The 19,378-nt window shown below is 74.5% G+C and carries 15 protein-coding genes and 1 riboswitch; of the genes, 11 read left to right on the plus strand and 4 right to left on the minus strand.

Annotation, left to right across the window (positions count from 1 at the left end):
- Position 1: 1 nt before the first annotated feature.
- The 6 genes from ACZ7LT_RS00345 (at position 2) to ACZ7LT_RS00370 (ending at position 7,228) form a co-directional block, all read left to right on the plus strand.
- Positions 2 to 223 (plus strand): hypothetical protein, encoded by a 222-nt coding sequence (locus ACZ7LT_RS00345; RefSeq protein ID WP_471232418.1) that lies wholly within the window; start codon positions 2 to 4, stop codon positions 221 to 223.
- Positions 224 to 313: 90 nt separating this feature from the next.
- Positions 314 to 453: riboswitch (cobalamin riboswitch) on the plus strand.
- A 35-nt stretch (positions 454 to 488) separates the two neighbouring features.
- Entirely contained in the window at positions 489 to 1,451 is a 963-nt protein-coding gene (locus tag ACZ7LT_RS00350) for a cobalamin biosynthesis protein (RefSeq protein WP_471232420.1), read from the plus strand.
- On the plus strand, positions 1,448 to 2,977 hold the full coding sequence (locus ACZ7LT_RS00355) for a cobyric acid synthase (protein ID WP_471232421.1): 1,530 nt from the start codon (positions 1,448 to 1,450) through the stop codon (positions 2,975 to 2,977). Before ACZ7LT_RS00350 ends, ACZ7LT_RS00355 begins: the two co-directional genes overlap by 4 nt.
- A gap of 173 nt (positions 2,978 to 3,150) precedes the next feature.
- Positions 3,151 to 5,199, plus strand: a complete 2,049-nt coding sequence (locus ACZ7LT_RS00360; RefSeq protein ID WP_471232422.1) for a putative cobaltochelatase — start codon at positions 3,151 to 3,153, stop codon at positions 5,197 to 5,199.
- Positions 5,199 to 5,807: a cob(I)yrinic acid a,c-diamide adenosyltransferase gene (cobO, locus tag ACZ7LT_RS00365; protein ID WP_471232424.1), complete on the plus strand. Its 609-nt coding sequence runs from the start codon at positions 5,199 to 5,201 to the stop codon at positions 5,805 to 5,807. Before ACZ7LT_RS00360 ends, cobO begins: the two co-directional genes overlap by 1 nt.
- A complete protein-coding gene (locus ACZ7LT_RS00370) occupies positions 5,801 to 7,228 on the plus strand; it encodes a cobyrinate a,c-diamide synthase (RefSeq protein ID WP_471232426.1) in 1,428 nt (475 codons plus the stop codon). Before cobO ends, ACZ7LT_RS00370 begins: the two co-directional genes overlap by 7 nt.
- Positions 7,229 to 7,260: 32 nt before the next feature.
- Here ACZ7LT_RS00370 and ACZ7LT_RS00375 read toward each other — a convergent pair whose 3' ends face one another.
- Entirely contained in the window at positions 7,261 to 8,037 is a 777-nt protein-coding gene (locus ACZ7LT_RS00375; protein WP_471232427.1) for a ZIP family metal transporter, read from the minus strand.
- Positions 8,038 to 8,111: 74 nt separating this feature from the next.
- On the opposite strand from ACZ7LT_RS00375, the gene ACZ7LT_RS00380 reads away from it, so the two are divergent.
- A complete protein-coding gene (locus ACZ7LT_RS00380) occupies positions 8,112 to 8,729 on the plus strand; it encodes a cobalamin biosynthesis protein (protein WP_471232429.1) in 618 nt (205 codons plus the stop codon).
- A gap of 186 nt (positions 8,730 to 8,915) precedes the next feature.
- Complete coding sequence (gene cobC / locus ACZ7LT_RS00385; RefSeq protein WP_471232431.1) at positions 8,916 to 10,001, plus strand: Rv2231c family pyridoxal phosphate-dependent protein CobC; 1,086 nt, start codon at positions 8,916 to 8,918, stop codon at positions 9,999 to 10,001.
- A 495-nt stretch (positions 10,002 to 10,496) separates the two neighbouring features.
- Here cobC and ACZ7LT_RS00390 read toward each other — a convergent pair whose 3' ends face one another.
- Positions 10,497 to 11,459: an SCO1860 family LAETG-anchored protein gene (locus tag ACZ7LT_RS00390; protein ID WP_471232433.1), complete on the minus strand. Its 963-nt coding sequence runs from the start codon at positions 11,457 to 11,459 to the stop codon at positions 10,497 to 10,499.
- Positions 11,460 to 11,866: 407 nt separating this feature from the next.
- Here ACZ7LT_RS00390 and ACZ7LT_RS00395 point away from each other — a divergent pair, with 407 nt between their 5' ends.
- Positions 11,867 to 14,548, plus strand: coding sequence for a GNAT family N-acetyltransferase (locus ACZ7LT_RS00395; protein WP_471232434.1), 2,682 nt, complete (start codon positions 11,867 to 11,869; stop codon positions 14,546 to 14,548).
- Positions 14,549 to 15,117: 569 nt separating this feature from the next.
- Here ACZ7LT_RS00395 and ACZ7LT_RS00400 read toward each other — a convergent pair.
- Positions 15,118 to 16,203 (minus strand): amidohydrolase family protein, encoded by a 1,086-nt coding sequence (locus ACZ7LT_RS00400; protein WP_471232435.1) that lies wholly within the window; start codon positions 16,201 to 16,203, stop codon positions 15,118 to 15,120.
- 77 nt (positions 16,204 to 16,280) lie between these two features.
- Here ACZ7LT_RS00400 and ACZ7LT_RS00405 point away from each other — a divergent pair, with 77 nt between their 5' ends.
- Positions 16,281 to 17,381, plus strand: coding sequence for a pyridoxal-phosphate-dependent aminotransferase family protein (locus ACZ7LT_RS00405; protein WP_471234743.1), 1,101 nt, complete (start codon positions 16,281 to 16,283; stop codon positions 17,379 to 17,381).
- A gap of 105 nt (positions 17,382 to 17,486) precedes the next feature.
- Here ACZ7LT_RS00405 and ACZ7LT_RS00410 read toward each other — a convergent pair whose 3' ends face one another.
- Positions 17,487 to 18,416, minus strand: a complete 930-nt coding sequence (locus tag ACZ7LT_RS00410; RefSeq protein ID WP_471232436.1) for a LysR family transcriptional regulator — start codon at positions 18,414 to 18,416, stop codon at positions 17,487 to 17,489.
- 164 nt (positions 18,417 to 18,580) lie between these two features.
- On the opposite strand from ACZ7LT_RS00410, the gene ACZ7LT_RS00415 reads away from it, so the two are divergent.
- Positions 18,581 to 19,042 carry a cupin domain-containing protein gene (locus ACZ7LT_RS00415; RefSeq protein ID WP_471232437.1) on the plus strand — a complete coding sequence of 154 codons (462 nt, stop codon included), beginning with the start codon at positions 18,581 to 18,583 and terminating at the stop codon, positions 19,040 to 19,042.
- Positions 19,043 to 19,378 lie beyond the last annotated feature (336 nt).

The raw sequence follows: 19,378 nt of genomic DNA on the forward strand, positions 1-19,378 counted from the left end.
CATGAAGATCGACTGGGCAGCTCTCGGCTCCGTCTTCGGAGTCAGCCTCGTGGCGACCGTCGCCCTCGTGGGCCTGTTCACCCTCGGCATCGTCGGCCTCTCCAAGCAGGAGTCGGCCGCCGCCCAGGGAGGCTCCGCCACCCTGGCCCGTACCGGCGCCTACGCCTGCTTCGCGCTCTGCGCGGCGGCCGTGGCGTACGGCATCTATCTGATCGTCGTCTGACCACGGCGCTCCACGGCATACGGAAGGGCGGGCCGCACCACAAGGTGCGGCCCGCCCTTCCGTATGCGCAGGTCAAGGGTGAGTTGACGGGCCTTCGGGCAGCGTGGTGGACTGCCGGGGCCATTACGGCGGCAGTAGAGGAAGTCCGGTGCGAATCCGGCGCGGTCCCGCCACTGTGACCGGGGAGCTGATCCCCGGGAGCCAGGAACTCTCACCGCCGGTCACGTCGAGCCAGGGCGCGGACCCTGAGTGAGGACATTGCGCCATGCCTGGCCGCAGCAGAGCGACCGCTGTCTACGCGTACGGGGCCACCGCAGGCCTGGTGGCCGATCTCGTCCTGGGGGACCCCCGCCGGGGCCATCCCGTCGCCGCCTTCGGCCGGGCCGCCGGAGCCGTCGAGCGCGCGCTCTGGCGCGACCATCGCGGCTGGGGCGCACTGCACACCGCCGTCTGCGCCGGAGGAGCCGCCGCCGCGGGCGCGCTCGCGGCCCGCGCCGTACGCGGCCACGGCGCCGCGTCCGTCGCCCTGACCGCGGCCTGCGTCTGGTCCGTCGTGGGCGGTACGTCCCTGGGCCGCGAGGCCCGCGCCATCGGCGGGGCGCTCGCCGCCGCGGACCTGGAGGTCGCCCGGGAGCGGCTGCCGCATCTGTGCGGCCGGGACCCGCAGGCCCTGGACGGTCCCGGGATCGCCCGCGCGGTGGTGGAGTCCGTCGCCGAGAACACCTCCGACGCCGTCGTGGGCGCGCTGGTGTGGGGCGCGGTGGCCGGGGTGCCCGGTCTGGTCGGGTTCCGGGCCGTGAACACCCTGGACGCCATGGTGGGCCACAAGTCGCCGCGCCACCGCCGCTTCGGCTGGGCCTCGGCCCGCCTCGACGACCTCGCCGGCTGGCCCGGAGCCCGGCTCACCGCCGCCCTGGCCACGGCCGCCGGCGGCGACCCGCGCGGCGCGCTGCGGGCCTGGCGGGCCGACGCGGACCGGCACCCGAGCCCCAACGCCGGCCCGGTGGAGGCCTCGTTCGCGGGCGCCCTCGGCGTACGGCTCGGCGGCACCCTCTCGTACGGCGGCCGGGTCGAGCACCGGCCCGTCCTCAACGGCGACGGCCGGGACGTCGAGGTGGCGGACATCGAACGCGCGGTGCGGCTGTCGCGCCGGGTGAGCGCGCTGGCCCTGGCCGCGTGCGTGGGCGGGCGGCTGGCCGTGACGGCCATGAAGCGGAGGCGTACATGAGGGGCGGGAGCGGGGGCGGCCTCGGCGGCGGGCTGATGGTCGCCGGGACCACGTCGGACGCGGGCAAGAGCGTCGTGACCGCCGGCATCTGCCGCTGGCTGGTCCGCAAGGGCGTCAAGGTCGCGCCGTTCAAGGGGCAGAACATGTCCCTGAACTCCTTCGTCACCCGTGAGGGCGCGGAGATCGGCCGGGCGCAGGCCATGCAGGCGCAGGCCGCGCGCGTGGAGCCGACGGCGCTGATGAACCCGGTCCTGCTGAAGCCCGGCAGCGACCGCTCCAGCCAGGTGGTGCTCATGGGCAAGCCGGTCGGCGAGATGAGCGCCCGCGGCTACCACGGCGGACGGCAGCGCGAGCTGTACGAGCCGGTGGTGGCGTGCCTGGAGGAGCTGCGGGGCACGTATGACGCCGTGATCTGCGAGGGGGCCGGAAGTCCGGCGGAGATCAATCTACGCCGCACCGACATCGTGAACATGGGCATCGCGCGCGCCGCGCGCTTCCCCGTCGTGGTGGTCGGGGACATCGACCGCGGCGGGGTGTTCGCCCAGTTCTTCGGTACGACGGCGCTGCTCGCGCCCGAGGACCAGGAGCTGGTCGCCGGCTATCTCGTGAACAAGTTCCGGGGCGATGTGACGCTCCTGACGCCGGGGCTCGACATGCTGAAGGGGCTCACGGGACGGCCGACGTTCGGGGTCCTGCCGTACGCCCACGGGCTCGGCATCGACGAGGAGGACGGGCTGCGGGTGCCCCTGCGGGGCGCGGTCCGCGAGTCGGTGGTGGCGCCGCCGGTCGGTGCGGACGTGCTGCGGGTCGCCGTGTGCGCGGTCCCCCTGATGTCCAACTTCACCGACGTGGACGCGCTCGCCGCGGAGCCCGGTGTGGTGGTGCGGTTCGTGGACCGGGCCGAGGAGCTCGTCGACGCGGACCTGGTCGTCGTCCCCGGCACCCGCGGGACGGTGAAGGCGCTGGCCTGGCTGCGCGAGCGCGGCCTCGCCGACGCGATCGGGCGCCGGGCGGCCGAGGGCCGGCCGGTGCTGGGCATCTGCGGCGGCTTCCAGGCCCTGGCGGAGCGGATCGTGGACGACGTCGAGTCCCGGGCCGGTGAGGTCGAGGGGCTCGGGCTGCTGCCCGTGGACGTACGGTTCGCCCGCGAGAAGACCCTCGCCCGGCCGGTGGGCGAGGCGCTCGGGGAGCGGGTCGAGGGGTACGAGATCCACCACGGCGTCGCCGACGTGCGCGGTGGCGAGCCGTTCCTGGACGGCTGCCGGGTGGGCGCGGTGTGGGGCACGCACTGGCACGGGTCGCTGGAGAGCGACGGCTTCCGGCGGGCGTTCCTGCGGGAGGTCGCGGCCGCGGCGGGCCGCCGTTTCGTACCCGCGCCGGACACGTCCTTCGGCGCGCTGCGCGAGGAGCAGCTGGACCGCCTCGGCGACCTGATCGAGGAACACGCCGACACGGACGCGCTGCTGCGGCTGATCGAGCAGGGCCCGTCGGCGGGACTGCCGTTCGTGCCGCCGGGGGCGCCGTGAACGGCCCGGGCAGAACCCCCGCATGCGCGGGGAGCACACCAGAACTTCGCCCACAGCCGGGCTGACCGCGGGACCATCCCCGCGTGCGCGGGGAACACCGCACCATGATGACCCGACACGGCCGCACAGACATCGTCACTCGCAGCAGTTCCCTCGAAAGGGGTATCGATTCAATGGCCTCGGTTCCCTATCCGTTCACGGCTGTCGTCGGCATGGACGACATGCGGCTGAGCCTGCTGCTCAACGCCGTCTCACCAGGCATCGGCGGCGTGCTCGTCCGGGGTGAGAAGGGCACGGCCAAGTCGACGATCGTGCGCGGCTTGACGGCGCTGTTGCCCGCCATGGACGTCGTCGAGGGCTGCCGCTTCTCGTGCGTGCCCGAGACCCCCGACCCGCAGTGTCCTGACGGGCCGCACGAGCCCGCGCCGGGCGTCACGCGTGCGACGCGGCTCGTCGAGCTGCCCGTCGGGGCGTCCGAGGACCGGCTCGTCGGGGCGCTGGACATCGAGCGGGCCCTCGCCGAAGGCGTGAAGGCCTTCGAGCCGGGGCTGCTCGCGCAGGCCCACCGCGGCATCCTCTACGTCGACGAGGTCAATCTCCTCCACGACCACCTCGTGGACCTTCTCCTGGACGCAGCCGCCATGGGCGCCTCCCACGTCGAGCGCGAGGGCGTCTCCGTACGGCATGCCGCGCGCTTCCTGCTCGTCGGGACCATGAATCCCGAGGAGGGCGAGCTCAGGCCCCAGCTTCTCGACCGGTTCGGCCTGACCGTGGAGGTCGCCGCCTCCCGCGAGCCCGAGCAGCGGGTCGAGGTCGTGCGGCGGCGGCTGGCGTTCGAGGACGACCCGGCCGCCTTCGCCGCCCGCTGGGCGGACGAGGAGGTCGCGCTGCGGGAGCGGATCGTCGCCGCGCGCGCCCTGCTGCCGCAGGTCGTCCTCGGGGACGCGGCCCTGCTCCAGATCGCCGCGACCTGCGCCGCGTTCGAGGTGGACGGCATGCGCGCCGACATCGTGATGGCGCGTACGGCGACGGCGCTGGCCGCGTGGGCGGGACGTACGGAGGTCACCTCCGACGACGTACGGCAGGCCGCGCTGCTCGCGCTTCCGCACCGCCGGCGACGCAATCCGTTCGATGCGCCGGGACTGGACCAGGACAAGCTCGACGAGACCCTGGAGCAGTTCAAGGGCGACGACGCGCCCGACGACGACCCGGACCCGCAGGGCCCGGGCGACGGCGGTCCGGGCGGAGGGGGCGGGGGCGTGCCGCCTCAGGGCGTTGGGCCTGACGCCGCCCCGGAGAGCCCCGCGCCCGAGGAGTCCCCCGAGCCCGCGCCGTCCACCGGCGGTCCCGGTGCCGGTGAGCGGGCCGCCGTCAAGGCCGGTGAGCCGTTCCGTACGAAGGTGCTCAGCGTGCCCGGGCTCGGCGAGGGCGCGGCCGGCCGCCGCTCCCGGGCCCGTACCGACGCCGGCCGGACCACCGGCTCGACCCGCCCGCGCGGCGCGCTGACCAAGCTGCACCTGACCGCGACGGTGGCCGCGGCCGCCCCGCACCAGAAGGCGCGCGGCCGCTCAGGACCGGGCCTGGTGGTCCGCCGGGACGACCTGCGGCAGGCCACCCGCGAGGGCCGGGAGGGCAATCTCGTGCTGTTCGCCGTCGACGCCTCCGGCTCGATGGCGGCACGGCAGCGGATGGGCGCGGTGAAGGGCGCGGTGCTGTCGCTGCTCCTCGACGCCTATCAGCGGCGCGACAAGGTCGGTCTGGTGACCTTCCGAGGCAAGGGCGCCGAGGTGGCGCTGCCGCCGACGTCGTCGGTGGACGCCGCCGCCGCCCGGCTGGAAGGGCTGCCGACCGGGGGCCGCACCCCGCTGGCGGCGGGCCTGCTGAAGGCACATGACGTACTGCGCGTGGAGCGGTTGCGTGATCCCTCGCGCCGCCCGCTGCTGGTCGTGGTGACGGACGGCCGGGCGACCGGCGGCCCCGATCCCGTGGCGCTGGCCGCCCGGGCCGCGCGGCTGCACGCCGCCGAGGGGACGGCGTCCGTCGTCGTGGACTGCGAGACGGGGATGGTGCGGCTCGGCCTCGCCGGGGACCTCGCCCGTGAGCTCGGCGGCACCGCCGTGACGCTGGACGAGCTGCGGGCCGACAGCATCGCCGGTCTCGTGAGGGACGTACAGGAAACGCACAGGACGACATCGCTCAAGACAACGAGGAGGGCCGCGTAATGCCGCAGGGACAGCCGACCGTCGTACCCGACGACGGGCTCACCACCCGTCAGCGCCGCAACCGTGCACTGGTGATGGTGCACACGGGCGTCGGCAAGGGGAAGTCGACGGCCGCGTTCGGGATGGCGCTGCGCGCCTGGAACCAGGGCTGGCCCGTCGGGGTGTTCCAGTTCGTCAAGTCGGCGAAGTGGAAGGTCGGCGAGGAGAACGCGCTCAAGGCCCTCGGCGAGACCGGCAAGGGTGGCACGGTCACCTGGAACAAGATGGGCGAGGGCTGGTCGTGGATCCAGCGCGAGGTCGCCGAGGGCGAGCAGTCCCACGAGGACAAGGCCCGTGAGGGCTGGGAGCAGGTCAAGCGCGACCTCGCGGCCGAGACGTACAAGTTCTACGTCCTCGACGAGTTCGCGTATCTGCTGCACTGGGGCTGGGTCGACACCGCCGAGGTCGTCGAGGTGCTGCGCAACCGCCCGGGTCAGCAGCACGTGGTGATCACCGGGCGCAACGCGCCGCAGGAACTGATGGACTTCGCGGATCTGGTGACCGACATGTCGAAGGTGAAGCACCCGATGGACGCCGGTCAGAAGGGGCAGCGGGGCATCGAGTGGTAGCACGTCTCGTCATCGCCGCGCCGTCCTCCGGCGCGGGCAAGACCACGGTCGCGACCGGCCTGATGGCCGCGTTCGCCGGCCGTGGTCTGGCGGTCTCGCCGCACAAGGTCGGCCCGGACTACATCGATCCCGGCTACCACGCGCTGGCCACCGGCCGGCCGGGCCGCAACCTCGACGCGTTCATGTGCGGTACGGAGCTGGTCGCGCCGCTCTTCGCGCACGGCGCGCGCGGCTGCGACCTGGCCGTCGTGGAGGGGGTGATGGGTCTGTACGACGGCGCCGCCGACCAGGGCGAGCTGGCGTCGACCGCGCAGGTCGCCAAGTTGCTGAAGGCGCCGGTGGTGCTGGTGGTGGACGCGTCGTCGCAGTCCCGCTCGGTGGCGGCGCTGGTGCACGGCTTCGCGTCCTGGGACCCGGAGGTGCGGATCGGCGGGGTGATCCTCAACAAGGTTGCCACCGACCGCCATGAGCATCTGCTGCGGGAGGCGCTCGGCGAGTCCGGGGTGCCGGTGCTCGGCGTACTGCGGCGGGCGCCCGCGGTGGCGACGCCGTCGCGGCACCTGGGGCTGGTGCCGGTGGCCGAGCGGCAGGCGGCGGCGGTGGCCGCCGTGGCGGCGCAGGCGGAGCAGGTCCTCCAGGGATGCGACCTGGAGGGGCTGCTGGCGCTTGCCCGGTCGGCTCCGGAGCTGCGCGTCGAGCCGTGGTCGGCTGAGGTCGAGGGGCGACCGTCCGCCGGTGGGTCGGCTGTGCCCACCCTCCCCCAGAGCTCCGCCTGGGAGGGACCCCCAGCCCTGCGCGACGATTGCCCACAACCTCGCGTAGCGGTCGCCGGCGGGGCCGCGTTCACGTTCTCGTACGCCGAGCACGCCGAGCTGCTCACCGCCGCCGGGGCCGAGGTCGTCACGTTCGATCCGCTCAGGGACGAGGCGCTGCCTGAGGGGACGAGTGGGCTCGTCATCGGGGGCGGGTTTCCCGAGATGTACGGGGCGGAGCTGTCCGCCAACGAGCCGTTGCGGAAGGCCGTCGCCGAGCTGGCGCGCTCCGGTGCGCCGATCGCCGCGGAGTGTGCCGGGCTGCTGTATCTGGCGCGGTCGCTGGACGGCAAGCCGATGTGCGGGGTGCTGGACGCCGATGCGCGGATGTCGGAGCGGCTGACGCTGGGCTACCGCGACGCGGTCGCGGTGAGCGACAGCCCGCTGGCCGTGGCGGGGACCCGGATGCGGGGGCACGAATTCCACCGGACCGTCGTGGAGCCGGGCGCGGGCCCCGTTCCGGCGTGGGGGCTTCGGCAGCCGGAGCGGCGCGTGGAGGGGTTCGTACAGGGCGGTGTCCACGCGAGTTATCTGCACACGCACTGGGCGGCGGCGCCGGGGACGGCGTGGCGCCTGGTCGAGCACTGCCGCGCGGGCACGCGTCCATGACCTGCGTAACCTCCGTGCGCCGGGCCGTCGTCTCAGTGCGAGAGGCCCACCACGAGCCAGATGAACGCCACCCCCGCGACCGTGCACGCCAGCGTGGAGCGCGCGGGGTGGTCGTGGTGTGCCTCGGGCAGGATCTCGGCCGCGGCGAGGTAGAGCAGCGCGCCGCCGAAGAAGCCGAGGTAGCTGCCGAGCAGCTCCTCGGGGAGGCTGAAGAAGAGCGTCGAGGCGGCGCCCACGATCGGGGCGAGGGCGTCGGCGACGAGCATGGCCACGGCCTTGTGGCGGGCGTTTCCGTAGAGGCTGGTGATGGTGTACGTGTTGAAGCCGTCGGCGAAGTCGTGGGTGATGACGGCGAGCGCGACGGTGGCGCCCATGCCGCCGCCGATCTGGAAGGCGGCGCCCAGCGCGATGCCGTCCATGAGGCTGTGTCCGACCATGGCCGCGGCGGCGGTCAGGCCGACCTGGGGCACCCGCCCTCCCGTCGCCCGACCACCACCCCCCATCGAAGCGCTTCGCGCTGCTCCCCAATCCGCGTCGGCGCCGTGCGCGGCCTGACGGACCGCCAGGAGGCGTTCCACCAAGTGCGCGAGGAGGAATCCGCCGACGAAGAGCAGCAGGGCCCGCGGAACTCCGAACACCTCTGCCCCGGCGGCCTCGACCGCCTCGGGGAGGAGGTCGAGGCCCACGACGCCGAGCATCAGACCGCCGGCGAGGCCGAGGACGAGGTGGCGCCGGTCGGTGACACGGCCGGCGACCCAGCCGCCGAACAGCGTCATCAGGAACGCGCCGAGCGCGACGAATACGGCCATGGGCTCTTGCTATCCGATCGGGCGGCCACCGCGCACATCCGGCCGTGTCGTGTCCCCCTGCGGCCCGGTGCCCGGTGAGCGGGCTCGTGGTCGGCGTCGGGGCCGGTCGGGGGGTGTCGGTGGACGAGGTGTGCGCCCTGGTGGAGGAGACGCTGCGGAGCGCGGGCCTGGCGTTGACGCGGGTACGGGCGCTGGCCACGGTCGAGGCGAAGGCGGCGGAGCCGGGGATCGTCGGCGCGGCGGCGCGGCTGGGGCTCCCGCTGGTGGCGTACCCGCCGGGCGACCTGGCGTCGGTGCCCGTCCCGCACCCGTCCGCCCTGGTCCGGGCGCGGGCGGGCACGCCCTCGGTGGCGGAGGCGGCGGCACTGGCCTTCGCGGGCGGCGGCGAACTGCTCGTACCGAAACGGAAGTCGTCCCCGCCGGCGCGGGTGACGTGCGCGGTGGCCCGGGTGACGGGCCCGGCCGGAGCGTCGGCGGCGGCCGGGGAGAACGGGACCGCCACGGGGTCCCGGCGGGACGGAACGAGTGCGGGGTCCGGGCGGGAAGGGCCCCCCACGGGGTCCGGGCGAGGCGGAACGGCCAAGGAATCCGGGCGGGACGGAACGGCCGAGGTGGGGTGCTCGACCGACCCCAAGCACCCGTTATGTACCGACTCGTCCGTCGCGAACCTGGCTCATCTGCGCGGTTGTTGACGGAGGGACCCGGGTACACCCGTGGGGAAACGGCTTTCGCCGCTCCCTTCACCCCGGTCGTCCCCACCGGGGTACCCCGAAACCGGGCGCGGTCCGCCGATGTCGTCGGATCCACCCTGGAGTTGTCCCCTCGGCAGGCCGTTCCCCGCGGCGTGCCGTCCACCCCCCACCCACACCACGGCGGCCATGCATAGACACCCTGACATCCCCGACGTTCACCAGGTCGTCCACGATCTTCGTCACCACGGTGACGCGGAGGTACGGGACGAGAAGCTGACCGATCTCGCGGTCAATGTGCGGACGAACACTCCCCCGCCGTGGCTGCGCGAGCGGATCGCCGACTCACTCATGGGCCTGGCGGCCTATCCGGACGGGCGGGCCGCCCGCTCGGCGGTCGCGGCCCGCCATGACCTGCAACCCGACCGCGTGCTGCTGACCGCGGGCGCCGCCGAGGCGTTCGTGCTGATCGCGCGGGCGCTGCCGGTGCGCCACGCGGTGGTCGTGCATCCGCAGTTCACGGAGCCGGAGGCGGCGCTGCGAGACGCGGGGCACGAGGTGACCCGAGTGCTGCTGCGGGAGGAGGACGGGTTCCGGCTCGATCCGGCCGCGGTGCCAGAGGACGCGGATCTGGTGGTGGTCGGCAATCCGACCAACCCGACGTCCGTCCTGCACCCGGCGGCGGCGCTGGCCGCGCTGGCCCGTCCCGGGCGGACGCTGGTGGTGGACGAGGCGTTCATGGACGCGGTGCCGGGCGAGCGTGAGGCGCTGGCCGGGCGGACGGACGTACCGGGTCTGGTGGTGCTGCGCAGTCTCACCAAGACGTGGGGGCTCGCGGGGCTGCGGATCGGTTACGTCCTCGCGGATCCGGCGACGGTGACGGCCCTGGAGCGGGCGCAGCCGCTGTGGCCGGTGTCGACGCCGGCGCTTGCGGCGGCCGAGGCGTGCATGTCGGCGGCGGCGCTGGCGGAGGCGGAGGAGGCGGCGCACAAGATCGCCGTCGAACGGGCGCATCTGCTGGCGGGGCTGGCGGAGTTCGACGAGGTACGGGCCGTGGAGACGGCCGAGGGACCGTTCGTGCTGGTGCGGATGGAGCGGGCGGACGAGGTCCGCGAGCGCCTGCGAAGCCTGGGCTTCGCGGCGCGCCGCGGCGACACGTTTCCGGGCCTTGGGCGCCAGTGGCTCCGCCTCGCGGTCCGGGACCGGGTGACCACCAACCGTTTCCTGCAGGCGTTGGACCAGGCGCTGGTGATGGTCGGCTGCGCGATCCGCTGACGCGGGGCCTCGTCCCTTTGTCCGGTCGCGTCAGGCCCTGCCTCGCCGTCCGGGCGGGGCCATCGGCTCTGGGGCGGCCCCGGGTGTGGCCCGGGTCCTGCCCGGGGGCGGCCCGAGCGAGGGCGGGGCTGTCCCCGAGCGCGGCCCGGGACGACTCGCGGTCTGTCCGAGCGCGGTCCGAGCGGGGGCGGCCTGAGGCCGACCGGTCGGGGCGTGGCCTGAGCGAGCGGCTCCGGGACGCCCCGGGGGCGCGCGTCCTGCCCAGTGGCCGCCCGAGCGAAGGGCGCTCCTGGCCGGGCGCGGCCTGAGCGGCTCCGGGGTTGCCTGAGGGCCAGCCCGGGCCACTCCGGGCGCGGCCCGGGCACCGCCAGGCAGTCCGAGCACGGCTCCGGACGGCTCGCGGTCTGCCCGAGCGCGGCCCGGGACGACTCGCGGCCCGTCCGAGCGCGGCCTGAGCGCGGCGCGTTGTCCGCTCAGGCCGGCTCGGTGGCCGTGTCAGCCCCGGGCGCGGGCGCGGCGGTTGAGGGTGAGGGCTCCGGCGCCCGCGCCGACGAGGAGGAGGGCGCCACCGGCCACGTACGGCGTGGCGGAGCTGCCGCCGGTCTCGGCGAGGTTGGCGGTGGGTTCGCCGCCCTGTGCCGTGATGCCGGTGTCACGGCTGCCGTTCGTGCCGCTGGCGTCGTCGGGCCGCTGCGAGGGGGGCTCGGAAGGCTGCTCGGTGGGCTTGCCTCCGGGCCTGGGCGCCGTGCACGTGGCCTCGGCGAGGGTGACCACGCCCTCGACCTCGGCGACGTTGAGGTTGAGCGGGTTGACGGACACCTTCAGTTCGAGCGCGGTGGCGGCGGCAGTGGTCGAGGTGGTCCGCGTACGGGAGAGGTCGAGGGTCACCTCGCCCACGCCGGGGACGGTGACCTTGGTCTGTCCGCCGGCGGTGAGCTTCACCTTCTTGCCCAGGACCGTGACATGGCCGAGGACGTTCGACTCGGCGACCGGCTGCCTGCCCTTCTCGCAGACGGCCTTGGAGGTGACCTTCTCGACCTCGATCAGGGAGAGCAGCGGCAGTCCGGGCAGGTGGACGCGGGCCTTGGCGAGGTTGGTGAAGCCCTCCGCCCTGGTCGGCGTGACCGTCGCACTGGCCGTGGCGACATCGGCGCGCAGCACGCTGAAGGGCTTGCCCTGGTCGACGCCGTCCAGTCGCACGCTCAGCGCGGTCTTCCGGGCGCTCGCGGGCGCCTTGACCTCGTTGAGCGAGGCCTTGAGGGGGACGCTGACGGTCTTGTTGAGCAGGTTCACGTCGAGCCCGGTCCGCAGGACCACGGCGCCGGCCTGCCCCTGGGCACCGGAGCCGGTGGCGTGCGCCGCGGGGGCGGTGAGCAGCACGGGGCCGGCGGCGAGCGCCACGGCGGCCGCGAGGGCGGCCGGGCGGCGTGCGGGCATGCGGAAGGTGTTGCTGTTCAAGGTGGTGGAACCCCCACAAGAGACATGGCGTCGCCCGGCGGCCCACGGGGACACGTGGCCACGAGCGACTTGAGACACCGGAATCTTTACGCACTGAGGGTGAACTGGCAGACACCTGAAGTGAGTTCACCCCAAAGGGGGGTTTCCGCGCTCACATTCGAATATTCCGGCACAGGCGTTCCAGGGAGTCCCGTCAGCCCCGCCGCTCCAGGACTCAGGGCGGGGCGTGCGGCTGTACGCGCCGGAGCATGCGAAGAGTGCCATAACGAGCCAGCTCGACCATCGGTCACGGAGCGTCAACTGCGCGCCTGTCGCAGGCGGCGGCGGACCGAGTGGAGGCGCGGATTGATTCTCGGACGCCCGTGCCATAAGTTAGGGCAGCCTAACCTAAAGAGATCGGGATCACTGTGACTATCGAGGCCATCCGGGACAGCTGGGGGATCCCGCATCTGAGGGCCGCCGACCCGGCCGAACTCGCCTTCGCGCAGGGCCGCCACACCGCGCTCGACCGCGCGTGGCAGCTGGAGGTCGAGCGGCACCGCGCCCAGGGCACCTCCGCGTCCTTCCTCGGCGCGGCCGAGACCGGCTGGGACACGTTCGTCCGCCAGGTCCGCCTCGCCGACACCGCCCGGCGCTGCTTCCAGCGGCTGGACCCCGCCACCGCCGCGTGGGTCACCTCGTACGTCGACGGCGTCAACGACGGTCTGGCCGAAGGGGCGGACCGTACGGCCGAGTTCACCGCCACCGGGCTCACGCCCGGCCGCTGGGAGCCGTGGACGCCGCTGGCGGTCTGGCTCTCCACGCACATCCTGTTCGCCGGGTTCCCCACCAAGCTGTGGCGCGAGGAGGTCGCGCGGCGGCTCGGCGAGGAGTGGACCGAGCTGTTCGCCACCGACGGCCCCGGCACCTCCGGCAGCAACGGCTGGCTCGTCGCCCCCGGGCGGACCGCCACCGGCGCCGCGCTGATCGCGGGCGACCCGCACCGCTTCATCGAGGCGCCCGGCGTCTACCAGCAGATCCATCTGGCCTGCCCCGAATACGACGTGGTCGGGTTCGCGGTGCCGGGCGTACCGGGCCTGGCCCACTTCGGGCACACCGGGCACGTCGCCTGGGCCATCACCAACGCCATGGCCGACTACCAGGACCTGTACCGCGAGCGGCTGCGGCGGGTCGAGGGACGGCTGGAGGCGCTCGGCCCCGGCGGCTGGGAGCCCGTCCACACGCACACCGAGACGATCGAGGTCGCGGGCGGGGACCCGGTCACCGTCGAGGTGGCCGAGACCGAGCGTGGGCCGCTGATCCTCACCGCGCCCGACGGCGCGAGCGGGATCAGCCTGCGCCATCCGCCGCGCGTCACCGGCGACCTGGGGTTCTCCGCCCTCCCGGCGCTGCTCGCCGCCCGTACCGTCGACGACGTGGACCGGGCGTTCGACCGGTGGGTGGAGCCGGTCAACGTCGTCCAGGCCGCGGACACCGCGGGCGGGGTGCTGCACCGGGTCGCCGGGCGGGTCCCGCTGCGCCACCGCGACAACACGCTGCGGATCGTCCCCGCCTGGGAAGCCGCCCACGCCTGGCAGGGCTGGCAAGACCCGCTCCCCCGGGCGCAGGTCGACGGCGTCGCCGTGATGGCCAACGCGCGCGGCCTGGCGACGCCGGTCGGCATCGAGTTCGCGGCCCCGCACCGCGCGCGCCGTGTCGCCGAGCTCCTGGCGTCGTCGACGGCCTGGTCGGCCACGGACATGCGCGCGATCCACACGGACACGTATCTCGCCTCGGCGGGCGGGCTGCTGGCGGTGGTGGAGGCCCTGGCGACGCCGGAGAGCCCACTTTCCGCGGACGGCTCGGACGCCTGCGGCACGCTTTCCGCCGACGGCGAGGCGCTGCGGGCGCGGCTGCTCGGCTGGGACCGGCGGATGGACGCCGCCTCCGCCGACGCCGGGGCGTACGCGGCCGTACGCGCGGCCGTCGTACGGCGGATCGCGGCGCACCCCGCGCTCGCCCCGCTCGCCGAACCTCCCGCCTACCCCGCGCTGTTCCAGCCGTGGCTGGGGCTCGTGCCGCGGGTCGCCTACGCGCTGGAGACGCTGCTGACCCGTGGGCCCGTACCGGCCGCCGACATCGCCCTGGCCGTACGCGACGCGCTGGAGGAGGTCGCCGCCGGCGATCCGCCGCGGGCGTGGGGGGAGACGCACCGGCTCGCGCCGTGGAGCGCGCTGCCCGACCAGGACGACGCGCGGTGGCCGGGTCTGGACGGCGACCACGACTGCGTCATGTCCACCTCCAGCGTGCCCGGTGTCACCGACCGCAGCGCCCGCGCGTCGGCCGCCCGCTACGTGTGGGACCTCGCCGACCGCGACAACAGCCTGTGGGTCGTGCCGTTCGGCGCGTCCGGTGTCGCGGGCGACCCGCACCGGACCGACCAGCTGCCGCTGTGGCTGCGCGGGGAACTCGCCCCCGTGATCACCGACTGGGACCGCCTGGCCCGCGAGCACGGGTCCGCGCGCGGCTCCGAGGAGCGTCAGACGTTGCCGCAGCCCCTGTTCGAGCAGACAGTCGAGGGGTTCGGCACGGTCCGGGTCGCCCCCGTCGATCCCGCGCGGGACGCCGCCCTGATCCACTCGTGGGTGAGCCAGGAGCGGGCCAGGTTCTGGGGCATGGGCGAGACGACCGTGGAGCAGGTCCGGGAGATCTACGCCCACCTGGACTCGCTCACCACCCACCACGGCTTCCTCGTCACCCTCGACGACGTACCGGTCGCGCTGTTCCAGACGTACGAGCCGGACGCCGACCGGGTCAGCGAGTGTTACGACGCCGCCCCGGGCGACCTCGGCGTCCACCTGATGCTCGCCCCGGCCACCGGCCCCGCGCGCCCCGGCTTCTCCGGCAAGGTCCTTGGCGTGCTGCTGGACTTCGCCCTCCAGGGCCGCGACCGCCTGGTCGCGGAACCGGACGCGTCCAACGACAAGGCGATCGCCCGCCTGGTCCGACTGGGCTTCGAGCTGGGCCCTGAGGTCGTACTGCCGGAGGTGGACCTCCCGGAGGTCTTCATCCCCGAGAAGCGGGCCCGGCTGGCGTTCTTCACACGCTGAGCCACCGGCGGGGGGCGGGGACCCCGGCTCGGGGGCGGCGACGGGCGCCGCCGCCGGGCCGGGCGCACGGCGTTGACCACGCCGACGCCTGCCTGTCGGCCAGGGACCACCAAGCCCCGCCCCCGCGCCCGGACGCACGGCGCGACCCGGCGAGGGCCGCAGGGCCCGCGCGCCGGGCGGCGCAAGGGCGGCGCTCCGAAGACCTGCCGGCCAAGGACCGCCCCTGCGCCGGCACGGCGCGAACGCGCCAACGGCCGCGCACCGGGCCGCCCTGGGCGGACGGCGGGGACACGCCGGCAGCCGCCTACCGGCCGAGGGCCGCAGGCCCCGCCCGCGCGCGGACGCGCGGCGGAAGGACACCAACCGGCCCACCAGCCGGCCGCAGGGCGCGCCGGGCCCAGGGCCCGGCGTCGGATCCCGCCTGCGGCCGTGAGCACGCGATGGGCGCTCACGGACCGCCAGACACCGCCCCTGCGCCCGACGCACCGGGTGGCCAAGCCAACGGCCGCCCACCGGCCGGGCCGCAGGCCCCGCCCCGCCCCCGCCCGCCCTCGCGGCGACCCGCCCCCTCAGCCCACAACCTGCCCAGCGATAACAATCCCCCGCGGCGCCGCCAAGACGCGGACGTCCGCCCGTGGGTCGTCGTCGTAGACGACGAGGTCCGCCGGGGCGCCCTCCTCCAGGGACGGGCGGCCGAGCCAGCGGCGGGCTGCCCAGGTGGTCGCCGACAGGGCCTCCAGTGGTGGGATGCCCGCCTTCACCAGTTCCTCGACCTCGGCCGCGACCAGGCCGTGCGGCAGTGAGCCGCCCGCGTCCGTGCCGACGAAGACCGGTACACCGGCGTCGTACGCCGACCGGACCGTGTCGTAGCGGCTCTCGTACAGCCTGCGCATGTGGGCCGACCAGCGCGGGAACTTCGCCTCGCCGCCGTCCGCGAGGTGCGGGAACGTGGCGATGTTGACCAGGGTCGGCACGATCGCGACGCCCCGCTCCGCGAAGAGCGGGATCGTGTCCTCCGTCAGGCCCGTCGCGTGCTCGATGCAGTCGATGCCCGCCTCGACGAGGTCCCGCAGGGAGTCCTCCGCGAAGCAGTGCGCCGTGACCCGCGCGCCCAGCCGGTGCGCCTCGGCGATCGCCGCCTCCACCTCGGGGCGCGGCCAGCAGGCCGTCAGGTCGCCCGCCTCGCGGTCTATCCAGTCGCCGACGAGCTTCACCCAGCCGTCACCGCGCCGCGCCTCCCGGCCGACGTAGGCGACGAGGTCCTCCGGCTCGATCTCGTGCGCGTAGTTGCGGATGTAGCGGCGGGTGCGGGCGATGTGCCGGCCCGCACGGATGATCTTGGGGAGGTCGTCGCGGTCGTCGATCCAGCGGGTGTCCGCGGCGGACCCGGCGTCCCGGATGAGCAGCGTGCCCGCGTCCCGGTCCGTCAGCGCCTGCTTCTCGCTCGTGGCCTCGTCCACCGCGCCGTGCCGGTCGAGCCCGACATGGCAGTGCGCGTCGACCAGCCCCGGCAGCGCCCAGCCCCGTACGGTGTGCGCCTCGGCGGCCGGGCGGTCGTACGTGATCCGCCCGTCGACGACCCACAGTTCGTCCCGTACGTCCTCCGGGCCGACGAGCACCCGCCCCTTCACATGCAGCACCACGCGATCGCTCATGTCTGCACTGTACGAGCACGCCCACAGGGCCCGGATACGCTCGGGTGCAGACGTTCGAGAAAGGCACCGCCGTGACCGTGACACACCCGCTCCTGGACCTGGCCCCGCTGACCGCCGCGCGCTTCGCGGAGATCGAGCGGCGCGTCGCCGCCCTGCTCTCCACCGAACAGGACGTGGTGATCACCCAGGGCGAGGCGCTGCTGCCCCTGGAGGGATGCATCCGCAGCGGCGCACGGGCCGGTTCGACCGCGCTGAACGTCGTCACCGGCCCGTACGGGCAGACCTTCGGCAACTGGCTGCGGGACTGCGGGGCGCACGTCGTCGACCTGGAGGTGCCGTTCCACACGGCGGTCACCGCCGAGCAGATCGAGCGGGCCCTGGCCGAGCACCCTGAGACCGACTTCGTGTCGCTGGTGCACGCCGAGGCGGCGACCGGCAACACCAACCCGGTCGCCGAGATCGGCGAGGTCGTACGGGCCCACGGCGCGCTGTTCTACCTGGACGCGGTCGCCTCGGTCGGCGCCGAACCGGTGCTGCCGGACGCCTGGGGCGTCGACATGTGCATCATCGGCGCGCAGAAGGCGATGGGCGGCCCGGCGGGGGTGTCGGCGGTGTCGGTCAGCGCGCGGGCGTGGGAGCGGTTCGCCGCCAACCCGGCCGCGCCGCGGCGCTCGTACCTCTCCCTGCTGGACTGGAAGGAGCGCTGGATCGACGGCGGCCGCCGGGCGCTGCTGCACGCTCCGGCGCAGCTGGAGATGCTGGCCCTGGAGGCGTGCCTGGAGCGGATCGAGACGGAGGGCCTGGACGCGCTGATGGGCCGGCACGCCTCGGCCGCGGCGGCCACCCGCGCGGGCGCCCTGGCGCTGGGCGGGGGTCTGGAGCCCTACGTGTATGAGGCGTCCGAGGCGGCCCCGGTGGCGACGACGCTGCGGGCCCCGGCCGGGACCGACGCCTCGGAACTGGTGGCGAAGGCGCTCGCCGCCGACCCGTCCCTGCCGCTGGCCGCTGGTGGCGGCGCGCTCGCCAAGGAGATGATCCGGGTCAACCACTACGGCGTGGACGCCACGCCCGAGGTGGTACGCGGCTCGCTGTCGGCGCTCGGCGCGGCGCTGGGCGGGAACGGCACGGTGGTGGACCTGGCGGCGGCGGAGCGGGCCGTCACCGAGGCGTGGCGCTGACGGCGAGCGCGTCGAGCCAGGCGGCGCTGGGGCTGAGCGTCGCGGCCGCGGTTGGCGCTGACCGCGAGCGCGTCCAGCAAGGCGGCGCTCCGGTGGATCCGGCCGTCACCTAGGCGCCGCGCTGACGGCGAGCGCGTCGAGCAGGGCGGCGACCGGCGGGGCCGCGGGGCCCGCCGGGACCGCGAGGGAGACCGGGACCGTCAGGTCCGGGAGTGTGCGGAAGACGATCCGGTCGGTCGGCGGGAGCGGGCCGACCGGGTAGAAGACGGTCCAGGACGGCTCAGGGTCGGCGGCCAGGTCGGTCAGGGTCTCCTGGAGGGTGGTGAACTCCGGCCCGGGCACCCAGCCGGGCAGCGCGCCGGTGACCAGGTCGTGGAAGGCGGGGTTGGCCTCGCGCGGCGCGAGCCGCAGGGGCAGCCGCACCAGCCGTTCAAGGTCGAGCCCGGCGCCGGGCCCCGCGGCGGGGGCCGGCCGACCACCCGTACCGGCGCCCACCCCGGCAGGCACGGCCGCGGGGTCGTATGACGCCGGGAGCGCGGCGATCAGCGGGTCCGACCACAGGTGGTGCAGGGTGAGGCCCTCGGCCTGGCGCAGCGTGCGCACCAGAGCCGCGTCGAAGAGCCCTGAGCGTACGGCGGCGAGGCGGGCGTCCTGCGGGGCCCGTTCGAGGCGTACCCGCAGGCCCGGCCGGCCGGCCGCGAGGGTGTCCAGGGCGCGGTAGACCCGGTCCGCGAAGGCCCGGCTGGTGCCGAGCCGTACGAGCCCGTCGGTGCCGGCGGCGATCCCCGCGGCGGTCTCGCGCAGCCGGGCGCTCGCCGCGAGCGCGGCCCTCGCCTCCGGCAGCAGCCGCTCCCCGGCCGAGGTGAGCCGTACGTGCCGGGTGGAGCGGTCGAAGAGGCGCAGGCCCAGCTCACGCTCCAGGCGGGCGATCTGCTGGCTGACCGCCCCTTGGACGATGTGCAGCCGCTCGGCGGCCCGGCCGAAGCCGAGCTCCTCCGCGACCGCGACGAAGTACTCCAGCTGACGCAGCTCCACGGGACCGCCCCCCATCCATCGCCGTTCGTGTCGTACCCGACCCGTTGCATCCACGTAGGTCATCTACGTTCGTGATCACTGTGCTGCTCAACTGCTTCTTGGTCGCGCCAGGTTCCCGGGATGGACTGGTTCTCGCGGCATTCGGGCCGGCGAAGGAGGACAGGGTGCGCCATCTGGTCGTACGAGGGAGCGCGGCGGAGCGTGTGGAGCTGCCGTCGGGGGCGGTGTTCCGGCTGCTGGCGGACGGGGACGCCACGGGCGGGGCGCTGGGCGCGAACCGGCTGACGCTGCCGACCGGGGCGGACGGCGCGAAGCCGCACCGGCATCTGCGGTCCACGGAGGTCTTCCATGTCCTGGACGGCGCCCTGGACATGCTGCTGGGCACGGAGCGAGTACGGGTGGCCGCCGGCGATCTGGTCGTCGTACCGCCGGGCCTGCCCCACGCCTTCGGGGCGGCGCCGCACGCGCCGGCGGATCTGCTGGTGGTGCTCACGCCGGGGGTGGAGCGGTTCGGCTACTTCCGGCGGCTGGGGCGGATCGCGCGGGGCGAGGAGCCCGCGGAGAGCCTCCTTCCCCACCAGGAGACGTACGACGTGCACTTCTGCGAGCAGAAATCGTGGCGCTGATTTCCGAATGGTGAAAACCCGAAGAGAGCCGGGCAACGAAATTCTCCCGCCCCATCAACCAGAAACGAAAGAATCGCCGTGGCAATTCATCCGTGAATAGGTCCCCGCATTCTTCTGCCCGGTTCCTCCGGCCTCAAACACCAAGATTTCCAGGGGAACGACCGCGCGTTTCGTCCCTGTGACGGACTCCACACCACAAGCGATATGCCCGGATATTACCGGGCATATCGCCCATTTCTGCGACCGTCCACGCGAGGGCTCGCGCCCGCGCGATAACACATGAGGCGCCCGCTGCCCAGCCCCTCGAGGAATGCAATCCAAGAATTCCCTCGGTAA

Source organism: Streptomyces sp. NPDC039465, from assembly GCF_055639315.1.